Source organism: Methylophilus sp. UBA6697 (assembly GCF_002454655.1).
Taxonomy (GTDB): Bacteria; Pseudomonadota; Gammaproteobacteria; order Burkholderiales; family Methylophilaceae; genus Methylophilus.
On record NZ_DKJH01000023.1, the window covers coordinates 73,048 to 85,988 of the forward strand.

Here is a 12,941-nt window from a genome sequence, read left to right on the forward strand (position 1 = left end):
GAAAGTCTCCAAACAAAAAAGATAAGTATTTTTCGAATTCAGGCCGCTGGATAGCAGGCCTGTGCCTGGCATTGTGACATAGAGATTAACGGTTGGGGGAATAAAAAAGCCCGGTGAAACACCGGGCTTTGACTAGCAATTAATGAATCGGCACGGTGTGTAAAGTGCCCGCTTTCATGTCAGGAATCACCAGTGATTTTCCATCTGCCGACAGGCTGATATCTGCTGCGGACTGATACCCCTGAATAATGCGTTGTGGCGTTGCTTTGGGTTCAGTCAGTTGCCAGACATTACCACCTGCCCAGTCGCTCACATACAGCAGGCCGTTGGCATCTCTGACCAGGCCATCTGCACCGCCAAAGCCTTGATTCAACAAGGTGACGCTGGTTTTTTTGCTACCGATTTGCACGCTGAATAGTTTGCCAGTGCCAAAATCAGCCACCAGTAAACGATCCGGGCCATCCATCAGTAAACCATTCGGGCGCTTGATGCCTGCTTTGGCTTTAAGCACCTGCGTCAGTTTGCCATCTGGCGCAATCTTAAAGATGCCTGCACCGTTGCCGTGGTCATCGCCACTGTCTGACACATATACATTGCCCAGGCCGTCGATTTCAATGTCATTTAAAAACACTGGCTTTTGCGGGAAAGCACTGGCCGCAGCAATCACGGTTTGGGTGCCGCTAGCTGCGTCAATGCGTACCACACGATCCATGTCGGCCACATACAACTGGCCATTAAACAGATCCAGGCCTTTCGGGTCGTTTAAGCCATCCGCCAGGATAGTACGTGTACCGTCAGCGGCAATGCGTGTGATTTTGCCATCGCCCAATTTGCCAAATTCACCAATTTCAGAGATGTAAGTCACGCCTTCCGGGGTGGCAAATACAGACTCCGGCATGACAAAACCGCTCAAGGTGTTGGCTTCGCTGGCGGGGGATGCTGCTACGCTGTGTGTTTTGCCATCATAGCTGACACGGTAAATCACGCCATTGTAGTCATCCGATACCAGTAAAGAGCCATCCGGTAATTGCAGCACATCATTCGGGCGGCCCCAGACTTCGCCTTCAGCACTCAGCCAGCCGTCGATAAATGGCTTGGTTTCCTTGACCTGGTGCTGCGCGTCAAATGTCACGCGTACCAACTGGTAGCCGACCGGTACTTTACGGTTCCAGGACCCATGTTGCGCAATCACGGCATTGCCCTGATATTCGGCTGGAAACTGTTTGCCGGTATAAAACTTAAAGCCCAGGTTGGCGGTGTGTGCCTGGAATTCGGCGACTGGTTTGGTCACGTCAGCTGGTGGCGTTTTGTTTTTCCAGTTCGGGTCGCGTGCATCGCCACCGGCGTAGTAAGGAAAGCCAAAATGCAAACCGGCTTTAGGCGCTGCGTTCAGTTCGTCATGTGGCACATCGGCGCCCAACAGGTCGACACCGTTGTCGGTGAAAAACAGGGTGTTGGTGCCTGGCTGAAAGTCCATGCCTACCGAGTTACGCACGCCTTTGGCAAAGGTTTCTACCTGGCTGCCATCCGGATTCATGCGAATAATCGAGGCTTCAATGCCGACCGGGTCACAAATGTTGCATGGTGCACCCAGGGTGACATATAACTTGTTGTCCGGGCCTGCCGCCAGGTAGCGCCAGCCGTGGTGTGCCTTGTCTGGCAACTTGTCGTAAATGACTTCGCGCATGGCCTTGAATGGCAGCGTTAAATCGAAATCGGGTGCGGCATAACGCGTGATGCGATGTTGCTCGGCGACATATAAATGACCATCAACCATGGCCACGCCATTGCCTACACTCAGGTCATCCAGAATAGTGACGACCTGGTCGGCTTTATGGTCCTTGTTTTTATCGACCACGGCGTATACTTTGCTGCCGCGTGTGCCGACGTAGACATTGCCGTTGGTGCCCAGCGCCATTTGGCGCGCACCGGGTACTTCTGCGTAGACTTCAACATGAAAGCCTTCCGGCACATGCAGTTTGCTCAAATTTGCGCGTACATCGTTAATATCTGCCCAGGTAGAGGTGGCCAGTGTGGCGAACATGGCGCTGACCAGGCCTGTGATCAGTGGATTCTTTTTCATTTGTATCCCTTTCTCCAAAAGTATTGCAATCAATCCAACTGCAATAGGGCCAGTGTAAGCAGTTGTATCTGCCGTGAAAAGTTAAAAGATATGAAATGATTGCCTAATTCTATGTCGGTAGTGATGGTTATTGCTAATTAGGAGTAATATGAATGCCTATTTATTTTAATCGCACTTATATTATGAATGGTAACGAATGCTGGCATGCGCACGACAAAGACCGCACGATTACGCTGCTTTCGGCACTGACACCGACAGAGGGATTTACCCTCACCGCGCTGGATGGCGTCAAGCTCATGCGCTGGAACCGGGCCATTCCGCGTAGCCCGGTATTTTATGAGCCGAGTATTGTGTTTGTCTGCCAGGGTCGCAAAGTGGGCTATCTAGGCGGTGAGGTCTATCAATATAATCCGCAACAGTTCCTGATCCTGTCGGTGCCATTGCCGTTTGAAAGTGAAACCATCGCCTCCGCCGAGGAGCCATTACTCGCTATTTCCATCCGCATCAATCTGTCTATGGTTTCCGAGCTGTTGTTGAGTGTGGAGCATGCGACGCCGATGAATATTAACGGCAGAAGTGGCATCAGTTCGACAGCGCTGGATAAGCAATTGTCGAATGCCGTGGTGCGATTGCTGGAGTGCCTGCAATCTAAAAATGAAGCCGCCGTACTCGGACAGGCGATTATCCGCGAAATTCATTACCGCATCCTGCAGTCTTCGCAAGCGTCGGCCATTTTGGCTGCACATAGCACACACAACAATATGGGCAAAATCAGCAAGGCGCTTAGGTTGATTCATGCCGAATATGCCAATGAGCTCAATGTCGATACGCTGGCGGCGGTGTCTGCCATGAGCGTGCCGTCTTTTCATGCCGCATTCAGGGATGTGACGGCTACCTCGCCGATTCAATATTTGAAAAAAACACGCTTGCATAAGGCCCGCTTGCTGATGGTGCAGGACGGTATTAATGCAACCTTGGCTGCGACTAAAGTCGGCTACGAGAGTGCCTCACAGTTCAGCCGCGAGTTCAAGCGCATGTTTGGCAAAAGCCCGATGGAGGAGGTGAGTGCCGTACGCAGCGCATTGATCACATCGCCAGGCGAATTTGTGGCCAATCAGATGGTCGACCAATATGTGACTGTTCAACAGTAAAACTGTCATTGTGACAATGAAGCCACGGTTTTTTGTGTCAAATATGCCAACATCGCAGAGGATTAGGCAAGTATTTGATAAGAGCAGGCAAGCACTTTTGGGCTGCCTTGTTTAGACTGTTTAGCGATACAGTGGTGATGCTTTGCCATTGGTTAACACGTAACAATAGATGATGGAGATGCTATGAAAACTGCCGCCTATGGTGTACAAAATGCGACCTCACCGGTCGCGCCCATGAGTATTGATCGCCGCGAAGCGGGGCCACACGACGTCCTGATTGATATCGAGTACTGTGGTATTTGCCACTCGGATATTCACCAGGCGCGTAATGAATGGGGTGGTGGTTCTTTGTATCCCATGGTGCCCGGCCACGAAATTGTCGGCCGTGTGAAAAGTATCGGCAGTCATGTCACCAAATTCAAGCTGGGGCAACTGGTTGGGGTCGGCTGTATGGTCGACTCCTGCCGCCACTGCGAAGACTGTGACGCTGGTGAAGAACAATATTGCAATGGCTCTGTGTTTACCTACAATGCCAAAGACACCAAGCATGGTGGCCTGACCTTTGGTGGCTATGCCGAGCGTATTACCGTTGATGAAAATTTCGTTGTCAGCGTGCCGGAGAATCTGGACACCAAGGCTGTTGCACCGCTGTTGTGTGCCGGTATTACCTTGTATTCACCACTCAAACACTGGGATGTACAGCCCGGCCAGAAAGTGGGCATTATCGGCCTTGGTGGCCTGGGTCATATGGGCGTGAAATTGGCCGCCGCCATGGGCGCGCACGTGGTCATGATTACCACCTCAGCCAGTAAAGCAGCGGATGCTACCAAGTTGGGCGCACATGAAGTGCTGATCTCTAAAAATGCGGATGACATGGCCAAGCATGCGGCCAGTTTTGATCTGATTATTGATACCGTGCCAGTCGCACATGACCTCAATCCTTATATCGGCCTGCTCAAGCGCGATAAAACCATCGTGCTGGTCGGCCCACTGGATCCGGTCGAAGTGCATGGCGCCAACCTGATTACCAAGCGTCGCCATGTCGCCGGTTCACTGATTGGTGGCATCGCCGAGACCCAGGAAATGCTCGATTTCTGTGGCAAGCATAATATCGTCAGCGATGTAGAGATGATCGATGCCAACTACATTAATGACGCTTACGAGCGCATGCTCAAGAGTGATGTGAAATACCGCTTTGTGATTGATATCAACTCAATGAAAGCTTAAGCAAACGCTTACCAAAAGCCCTGTTCGGTTGAGCAGGGCTTTTTTATGGATGCTGCAGCTTACTTTGAGCTAGGATCCGTGGTTGCCAATTTATCGGTTGCCTGCGGGTCAAGACTGTTAGCCTGTAGTTGCCATGCCTCAGCAAATGGGCCGCCATTCGCGCGCAACACGTCTGGCGGGCCATCTTCAATAATTACCCCATTTTTCAACACGATGATTCTATCGAATGAGGCGAGTGTAGAAAGCCGGTGCGCGATGGCTAACACGGTCCGCCCTTGCATCAGTGAGGCTAAGGCTGACTGGATTTCTTTTTCAGACTGGGAGTCCAGCGCAGACGTGGCTTCATCCAATATCAAAATTGGGGCGTCTTTCACAAAAGCCCTGGCGATGCCCAGACGTTGTCTTTGTCCACCCGACAGGCGGATGCCTTTTTCACCCACAATCGTGCGATAGCCTTTGGGCAAGCCGCGAATGAAGGCGTCACAATAGGCATTGCGTGCCGCGCTATATACTTCTTCGTTCGAGGCTTCTGGGTTGCCGTAGCGGATATTCTCGAACACCGAGCGGTGGAACAGGGCAATGTCTTGCGGGACGACGGAGATGTTTGCCCGTAAACTGTCTTGTGAGACCTGGTCGATGCGCTGGCCGTCAATCAGGATCTGACCGCCCTGAATATCATCCAGGCGCTGAATCAGGCTGATCAAGGTCGATTTCCCGGCACCGGAAGCCCCGACCAGGCCGACTCTCTCACCGGCGTTGATCTCAAATGACAGGTTATCAAACACTTTGTGACCATCCGGATAGGTATAAGACACGTTGTCAAACAGGATATTACCGCTTTCGACTTTAAGTGGTGAGGGTTCAGCCGGGTCTTTGACCGAGTGTGGCAGCGCAATCACTTTGAGTGTTTCATTGATGATGCCGAATTGTTGGGCAGTGCCCACCAAGGCAAGGGCAAGGTCTCGCGAACCATGCAATATCCTGAAGGTGAGGGTGCTGACGATGACCACGTCGCCGGTACTAATGCTGCCGGCGCGCCAGAGTAATATGGACCAGACCAGCATGCCCGCGCCGGTCACGACCAGGCACATGTCATGAATCACGCGTGCCAGTTCTACATACATCCAGCTGCGCCGGTGCGCTTTGGCTTCCCTGTTCAATTCGCGCGACAGCCTGTGTTTTTCGCGATAGCGGGCGGAAAACGCTTTCACTGTCCACACATTACTCACTACATCGATCATTTTGCCGCTGGCATCGGAGGATCGCCTGGCGTAATTGTCATGTATCCTGCGACCGCGGATGCCGAAGAGGATGAGCAGGCCGGCGACAAATAATACTGAGAACAGCAAGCCCAAACTCATTTGCCAGCGAATGGTCGTTAGTACGAGAATGGCACCAAGAAAATCGGTGATCGGCGGCAGGATACGCCAGAACATCGTGGCAAATATCTCACCGGTAGCCGCAGCGGTAGACGTGATGCGGTTGCCCAGTGCGCCTGAAAAGTGCTGGTTGAAGTAGCGCATCGAATGGCCTGTCAGATGTTCGAACAGGTCTAGCCGGATATCGACCCCGCTGGCTACGATGGCGCGGGAACCTTGCCAGCCACCCAACCGCCACAACAGGTTCTCGACGGTGATCAATACCAGGAAAAGGAATAAAGGCGCCCAGACATGGGCGGTGGATCGTACCGAACTGTCCATGGCATCCACCAGCAGCTTCATGGCATATTGCACACCAACCGCTGAACTGGCGGCGCCGATGATGATGAGGAACACGGAGCCAAACAACCAGGGGCGGCGCGTGATATACAAAAACAGAAAACGGACGGCTTTCTGCGGGATGGGGGAATTTGTCAGGTTCACAGATGAATAGGATGCCAGGCATTGAAGAAGCTGAAGATATGTTTAATTAAACCAGAAAAATCATATCAATGACCTGATCATTCTCTTGGCAAAATATATTTTTTACTTGCATTTAGTTTGATTCCATACTATATTGATCCGTATTATGTTGCTGCTTAAAGAATTACCTACCTCCAAAAGCCTGGAAAAGTTTGTGACACGTTATCCCGGCACAGACATTTCGGCCATTTCTGATTTCGTCAGCATCTTGCGTGCAGCGTCGGATATTTCGTCTGCACTGGATGCGTTGTTGGCTCAACATGGGCTGTTGCAAGGTCGCTGGTGGGTGCTGGTTTTACTCATGCGCCAGGACGACCTGACCTCTTCACCTTCAGAGTTGGCTGACAAGGCCGGTGTGACCAAGGCGACGATGACGGGCTTTATTGACGGCCTGGAGCGCGAAGGGCTGGTGTCCCGTTTTATGGATACCAATGACAGACGCAAATTTCTTATCCGCTTATCGGTGGCCGGACAGCAAAAATTGGACGAAGTGATGCCGGTGTATGTGCAATGCGTCACGCAGTTTATGAATGTGCTGGGCAAGCCGGAAAGAAATGCCTTGATTGCCGATCTCGCCACGTTGGCCAGTCGGGTCGATTTAATCAAGTAAATTGAACCAGTAAAATTTTTTAGTTATTTGGTTTGATTCCATACTATCAATAACCATACTTTATGTTTATGCCATTGACTATCGTTGCCATATTGCCGCACCAACCCGTGAGAGTGTTTCGCTGGGGTGTCTGGTTATTGGCCCTGTTATTAAATGGCTGCATCAGCTCCAAAGGCATCATCCCCGCGTCGCAACCGCTGGCGCAAGATAAACTGGCACTGGGCAAAACGATAGAAGATGCTTCCGCCATTGCCTGGCCGACTGAGCATTGGTGGCAGGCGTATCAGGATACGCAGTTGGATCGTCTGGTCGAAAAAAGCCTGCGCGATCATCCTGACCTGAAAAAAGCCACAGCGCGCATCGCCTTGACGACCGCCATGGCTGAGCAGGCACATGCGACGACCTTGCCGAATGTTGGCGGTAAAGTCAGCTCGTCACGTGAGCGTTTTACTGAGTTGAGTTTTATCCCCAAACCCTGGGCAGGCCGCTTTAACTGGAACAACCAGGCGACGGTAGACATGTCTTACAACCTGGACTTATGGAAACAGCAGAAGTCAGCGTGGCTGGCGGCGCTGGATGAGACCCATGTCAGTGAAGCTGAAATGCAGCAGGTGAAGATTGAGTTGACGGCGGCCATGGTGAAAAGCTATATCCGCCTGGCGGCAGAGTATCAATGGCGCGACCTGGCAGAAGAGGAACTGGATGACCTACGCCATGAGATTGCCATTGCTAAAAAAGCGCTGGCTGCCGGGCTGAATACGCAATTAAACCTGAGCCGCCTGGAGGCGCAATTGCCTGCAGCACAAAACAAGCTGGTGCAAATTGAGTTGCACCTGACATTATTAAAAAATCAGATTGCAGCACTCAGTGGTGAAGGGCCGGGTGCGGGTGACAGTCTAGAGCGCCCAACATTGCGTTTGTCCGCCAGTATCGGTTTGCCTGATCATTTGCCTGCAAACCTGGTCGGGCGTCGGCCAGATATTGTCGCTGCCAGATGGCGGGTTGAAGCGTCGCAAAAACATATTCAAAGTGCCAAGGCAGCGTTTTACCCAAATATCAATTTGTTGGGCTATATCGGCTTTCAGGCACTGGCGTTTTCCGGCCTATTTTCCAGTGCCGGTTTGGTCGGTAACCTCGGCCCGGCCATGTCTTTGCCTATTTTTGATGGCGGTAAGCGCCGGGCTAACCTGTCGGCAGAAACGGCGCTGTATGACATGGCGGTAGAGGATTACAACGCGACTATTCTCAAGGCACTGGAAGGTATTTCAAATCAGCTTTCCATCTTGCATACGGTAGCGACCGAAACTGACAATACGCAGCAGGCGCTGGCAAAAACCGAACAGGCGCACAGCTTAGCGGTGAAGAATTACCGCGCCGGGTTAAGCAACCTGGTGGAGAGTCTGCAAACCAACGCACTGGTATTGCAACAAAAAGGCATTCTGGTGGAACAGGAGGCGGTGCGGCTGGAAGCCTATGCGGCATTGATGCTGGCGCTGGGTGGAGGAGTGATCGATGCTGAGCACACAACACATTAATCGCGCGATACAGTGGTTTTTTGCAGGTCTTGCTACACTTGGGCAAGGCATGCGGCTGGCGGCCGTATGCCTGCACCAGGCAGCTGCCGACTGGTACCGTCAGGACTTTCCGCTGATTGGCTATTTGTTCAAATACCTGTTGGCCGCTTTCCTGGCGTTGTGGGTGGCCTTGAAAATGGAGATGGATCAACCGGCAACCGCCTTACTGACGGTGGTGATAGTCATGCATTTCCGCTCCGGCATGGTGATCACCAAAAGCTATTACCGCCTGATCGGTACCGTGATCGGGATTTTGTTTTCCATGTTGCTGGTGGCCTGGTTTGCACAAGACCGCTTCCCGTTTTTTATTGCGGCAGCACTGTGGATAGGCATGTGTACGGCAGGCTCGCTGGTATATCGTAACTTCCAGTCTTATGGATTTGTCTTGGCTGGCTATACTTTGTGTATTGTCGGCTTGCCTGCGACGCTGACGCCTTGGCATACCTTCCAAATCGCCTCAACCCGCATGTCTGAAATTGGCGTCGGTTTATTAAGTGCGACCTTGGTCAGTGAGCTGGTGCTGCCGCAACGCCTGTGGGAGAACATTCAGGCAGTCGTACGCAGCAAGTTTCGCGATTTCAGCGTATTACTGGGCACCGGCGCACCTGCTGGGCTCAATCAGCCGTTTTTAAAGTTCATGCAAGATATTTATCAGTTGGAGGCATTTCGTTCGTCTGCGCAGTTTGAAACGGATGATGCGCGGGTACATAGTGCAACCATCAACCGGCTCAATGTGCAGTTTATGGCAGTTTCTACGACCTATGTCGTCTTGCAGAGGCTGATCCAGCGTTTACAAACCCGTGTGGCGTCAAAGGAAGCAGACGCTTTGCAGGTCTTGATGCAGCCCTTATCTGCCGCGGTGCTCATAGACGGGCAGCCTGCTAGTCATGCTGAAGCCATCACCCGGGTGCAGCAAGCTGTCGCAGCGTTTCAACATGATTTTGATGCGCGCCTGGCGGTGCAGTTACAACACTTGATGATGCATCCGGAGGTCAATCAGCTGGAGGTGGAAACCGGTGGAGAATTGCTGTCGCGCCTGGCAAAAGAGTTGACTGCCTACCTGGACACCTATGCATTGTTAGTGGCGCAGCCACGTGCGCGCAAAGTGGCGAGCCGTGAATTCACCGCTGACCAGTTGCATATGCACATTGACTGGTTGCCGGTGTCGATTGCGGCGACCCGTGGCGCACTCACCTTGCTGATCCTGGCGGCCATCTGGATGACCATAGACTGGCCCTCCGGTATCCTGGCCATGACGCTGGGGGTGATTACAAGCACCTTGTTTGCGGCTAGTCCGGCGCCAATGGCTACTATCCGTCAATTTTCAGTAGGGGTGTTGCTGGGCATCGTGCTGGTGTACATCAGCAATGTATTCTGGCTCACCGCGGCACATGATTATGTCATGCTCTGTATCGTGATTACGCCTGCGGTTTTGCTCACCGCCTGGCTAAGTGCACGGCCAGTCACCACCTTGGTGGGCGCGGGATTGGGCATTGCTTACTTTTTGATGGTGGGATTCAACCAGGCGCTGGGCGATAACCCAGTCAAATATTTTAACGACTCTATTGCACTCATGGTGGCACTGGTGGTGTCCGGCATCATGTTCAGCCTGACGGATTATGCAGCGAGCCCCTGGGCCAAGGCCCGTGTGTTTACGCAATTACGCAAGCTAGTGGTCGATGCTTGCCTACATGCGAGCATGACTGCGCCCGTTTTTGAAATGCGGACGCGCGATTTGATCCAGCGTTCCGGCAGTGTGCACCGCCCACAAGAGGCTGAAAGTGTGCGTGTGGTAGAAGCCTTGTGTGCTGCGCTAGAGGTGGGGCATGCCGTGTTGGCGTTACGTGCGGTTGCCAGGGGGGTATTGGCACAGCCTTATCAATTAGTGCAACGCACGTTGACTTTGGTCGCCAGTTATTACAAGCAGCCAGGGTTGGCGCAGCAGCAAGCAGTGTTGCAATGGTTGGATCATTTTCTGGCCTGGTTGCAAGGCGGGGAGTATGCCGATGCACTCCTGCCTTCACAAGCGCGAAAGCTCACCACGCAATTGCATTTTATCAGGCTGGTCATCGCGGCAGAGGTGCTGCAGGACCAGGCTTTAACGCCAACCGGAGCTGACTCATGATGCATGCATGGATTCCGCGTGAGTTTGCTTTTCTGGATGCCCATGTGCCCACCTTGTTTGTGGCATTTTTGCTCGCCGCTGCGGCGATCTGGCTGATTGATAAAGTATTGGCTGCCTGGGGGATTTACGAATTGGTGTGGTATCCGGCCTTGTTAAGGGTTTCCTTGTTTTTTGGCTTGTTTTCCGTGTTTGGTTTGATGGTGTATTGAAAGGCTCGTCTATGCAGTCACAGCGTATTTGGTTTAAGGCAACAAAAGGTATCCTGCGCGTCTGTATTACGCTGGCAATCGCGCTGGCGGCCGGGTTATTGGCATACAAGTTGTGGGTGCGCTATACCGATTACCCGTGGACGCGCGATGGCCGTGTGCGCGCCGATGTGGTGAATATTGCGCCGGATGTGGCCGGGCTGGTGACCGCAGTGCCGGTGCGTGATAACCAGTATGTACACAAAGGCGACGTGCTGTTCCGTATAGACACTATGCATTACCAGCATGCGCTGGCAGAAGCCATCGCTGTGACCCAACAGAAGAAGTCCATCTGGGAGATGAAAAAACAGCAATCTGCCCGCCGTGCGCATCTGGATGATGAAGTCATTTCACGCGAAAACCGTGAGGATACCGATCTGGGCGCACTCGCTGCCAAAGCCGAATATGAGGCCGCCGTGGCCCAGGTGGAAAAAATTAAACTCGATCTCGAGCGTAGCGTGGTGCGGTCGCCGGTTGATGGCTGGGTGTCTAACCTGCTGGTACGCCCGGGTGATTTTGCCCAGGTAGGCGCGGCCAAGCTGGCGGTGATTGACCAGCACTCATTCTGGGTCTATGGCTATTTTGAAGAGCATAAATTAAATATGATCCAGGTGGGGGACGCGGCCGAAGTGCAGCTGCTGGGCAGTCATGCCACGCTCAAAGGCCATGTCGAAAGCATTGCCCATGGCATTACCGACCGCGATAACCCGACCGATATCCGTTTGCTGGCCAATGTGAACCCGACCTTTAACTGGGTGCGCCTGGCACAGCGCATCCCGGTGCGTATCCACCTCGACCAGATTCCAGCCGCGATGCCACTGGTCGCCGGGATGACATGTTCGGTGGTGATCAGGCATGGATAAGCAGGGCCACATGCAACAGAACCCGACAGTCTCTGTTAAGATGGTTATTCATTGATCACAATCTAAGCGCATGCTTACCGACAAACCGCCAACGGGACTGTTGTCCCTGATTATTTCCATTATCGCCTACCTGGCATTGGCGCAAGCCGACAAAGTCATGCATATCGGCCAGCCCGAGTCGCTGACCATTTCTATCCTGTTTGTGCTGCTGATTATCAACCTGGCCTTTCAGCTGTCTTTTCAGGTGGAATATGTGGCCGAACGGCTCAAAGAGCCTTATGGCACCATGATACTGACCATCAGCGCGGTCATCATCGAAGTGGTGATTATTGTCATGATGCTCAGCCATACCTCGTCGACCACGCTTGCCAGGGATGCGATTTACTCTGCGGTGATGCTCGATATCAACGGTATTTTGGGCTTGTGTGCGATTGTCGGCGGTATTAAATACGGCGAGGTGGAGTACAACGTCAACTCCGGCAACACCTACATCGTCATGATCATGACGGCGCTGGGCATCTCCATGGCCTTACCTGCCTTTTTGCCACCCGAGCACTGGCGTTTGTATTCCATGTTTACCATCGTCACCATGAGTGTGTTTTATGCATTGTTTTTGAAAATGCAAACCGGGCGCCATCGTAACTATTTCAGTTACCGCGACCAACATCAGGTACAAACCGGGCAGTCGGCTGGCGCGATGAGCGCGGATGTCAGATTTTCCATTCTTTACATGTTGGCCGGCATCATTACTATCGGTTTCCTGTCTGAGGAAATGAGCATGCATATGGATGCCGGTTTAACCGGCAGTGGCGTGCCACCTATTGTGGCTGCGATTGTGGTCGCCATCATCGCGGCCAGCCCGGAAGTACTGACAGCGTTGAAGGCTGCAGTGAATGACCGCATGCAAACCGTGGTGAATATTTCACTGGGTGCCACCTTGTCGACGGTGATTCTGACTGTGCCGGTGATTGAAGCCATTGCCCTGATCGAAGACCGGCCGCTGATTGTCGGTTTGTCGCCGACGCAGATGGTGATGACGTTCCTGACCCTGATTGTCGCGACCATCAATTTGCATGATGGTGAAACCAATGCGATTGAAGGCATGACGCATTTTGTATTATTTATGGCCTTTGCCATGCTGGCCGCTTTGGGTATGTAGTGT

General features: G+C 52.6%; 10 protein-coding genes. 8 read left to right on the plus strand and 2 right to left on the minus strand.

Annotated elements, in window-relative coordinates; translation table 11 throughout:
• Positions 1-139: 139 nt before the first annotated feature.
• Entirely contained in the window at positions 140-2,083 is a 1,944-nt protein-coding gene (locus B3355_RS07115; RefSeq protein ID WP_292781971.1) for an SMP-30/gluconolactonase/LRE family protein, read from the minus strand.
• A gap of 152 nt (positions 2,084-2,235) precedes the next feature.
• On the opposite strand from B3355_RS07115, the gene B3355_RS07120 reads away from it, so the two are divergent.
• Positions 2,236-3,234 carry an AraC family transcriptional regulator gene (locus B3355_RS07120; RefSeq protein WP_024930711.1) on the plus strand — a complete coding sequence of 333 codons (999 nt, stop codon included), beginning with the start codon at positions 2,236-2,238 and terminating at the stop codon, positions 3,232-3,234.
• A 183-nt stretch (positions 3,235-3,417) separates the two neighbouring features.
• Positions 3,418-4,461 carry an NAD(P)-dependent alcohol dehydrogenase gene (locus B3355_RS07125; protein ID WP_047516451.1) on the plus strand — a complete coding sequence of 348 codons (1,044 nt, stop codon included), beginning with the start codon at positions 3,418-3,420 and terminating at the stop codon, positions 4,459-4,461.
• Positions 4,462-4,520: 59 nt separating this feature from the next.
• On the opposite strand, the gene B3355_RS07130 is transcribed toward B3355_RS07125, so the two are convergent.
• A complete protein-coding gene (locus tag B3355_RS07130; protein ID WP_292781976.1) occupies positions 4,521-6,323 on the minus strand; it encodes an ABC transporter ATP-binding protein in 1,803 nt (600 codons plus the stop codon).
• A gap of 145 nt (positions 6,324-6,468) precedes the next feature.
• On the opposite strand from B3355_RS07130, the gene B3355_RS07135 reads away from it, so the two are divergent.
• From B3355_RS07135 to B3355_RS07160, 6 genes are all read left to right on the plus strand, one after another.
• Positions 6,469-6,972 (plus strand): MarR family winged helix-turn-helix transcriptional regulator, encoded by a 504-nt coding sequence (locus B3355_RS07135; RefSeq protein WP_024930714.1) that lies wholly within the window; start codon positions 6,469-6,471, stop codon positions 6,970-6,972.
• Between the two features lie 62 nt (positions 6,973-7,034).
• Positions 7,035-8,507, plus strand: a complete 1,473-nt coding sequence (locus B3355_RS07140) for an efflux transporter outer membrane subunit (protein WP_292781980.1) — start codon at positions 7,035-7,037, stop codon at positions 8,505-8,507.
• Complete coding sequence (locus B3355_RS07145; protein ID WP_292781983.1) at positions 8,485-10,671, plus strand: FUSC family protein; 2,187 nt, start codon at positions 8,485-8,487, stop codon at positions 10,669-10,671. Before B3355_RS07140 ends, B3355_RS07145 begins: the two co-directional genes overlap by 23 nt.
• The gene (locus tag B3355_RS07150) at positions 10,668-10,880 is read left to right on the plus strand and encodes a DUF1656 domain-containing protein (protein ID WP_292781986.1); all 213 of its coding nucleotides are present in this window, start codon (positions 10,668-10,670) and stop codon (positions 10,878-10,880) included. The genes B3355_RS07145 and B3355_RS07150 overlap by 4 nt, the downstream gene beginning before the upstream one ends.
• 11 nt (positions 10,881-10,891) lie before the next feature.
• Positions 10,892-11,779, plus strand: coding sequence for a biotin/lipoyl-binding protein (locus B3355_RS07155; RefSeq protein ID WP_292781989.1), 888 nt, complete (start codon positions 10,892-10,894; stop codon positions 11,777-11,779).
• Positions 11,780-11,849: 70 nt separating this feature from the next.
• Positions 11,850-12,938, plus strand: a complete 1,089-nt coding sequence (locus B3355_RS07160; RefSeq protein WP_292781992.1) for a calcium:proton antiporter — start codon at positions 11,850-11,852, stop codon at positions 12,936-12,938.
• Positions 12,939-12,941: the final 3 nt, after the last annotated feature.

What these genes read in the sequence shown, in the direction of transcription:
- B3355_RS07145 (WP_292781983.1), top strand. Translation starts at nt 8,485, where the DNA reads ATGCTGAGCACACAACACATTAATCGCGCGATACAGTGGTTTTTTGCA.
- B3355_RS07120 (WP_024930711.1), top strand. Translation starts at nt 2,236, where the DNA reads ATGCCTATTTATTTTAATCGCACTTATATTATGAATGGTAACGAATGC.
- B3355_RS07155 (WP_292781989.1), top strand. Translation starts at nt 10,892, where the DNA reads ATGCAGTCACAGCGTATTTGGTTTAAGGCAACAAAAGGTATCCTGCGC.
- B3355_RS07150 (WP_292781986.1), top strand. Translation starts at nt 10,668, where the DNA reads ATGATGCATGCATGGATTCCGCGTGAGTTTGCTTTTCTGGATGCCCAT.
- B3355_RS07160 (WP_292781992.1), top strand. Translation starts at nt 11,850, where the DNA reads ATGCTTACCGACAAACCGCCAACGGGACTGTTGTCCCTGATTATTTCC.
- B3355_RS07115 (WP_292781971.1), bottom strand. Translation starts at nt 2,083, where the DNA reads ATGAAAAAGAATCCACTGATCACAGGCCTGGTCAGCGCCATGTTCGCC.
- B3355_RS07135 (WP_024930714.1), top strand. Translation starts at nt 6,469, where the DNA reads ATGTTGCTGCTTAAAGAATTACCTACCTCCAAAAGCCTGGAAAAGTTT.
- B3355_RS07140 (WP_292781980.1), top strand. Translation starts at nt 7,035, where the DNA reads ATGTTTATGCCATTGACTATCGTTGCCATATTGCCGCACCAACCCGTG.
- B3355_RS07125 (WP_047516451.1), top strand. Translation starts at nt 3,418, where the DNA reads ATGAAAACTGCCGCCTATGGTGTACAAAATGCGACCTCACCGGTCGCG.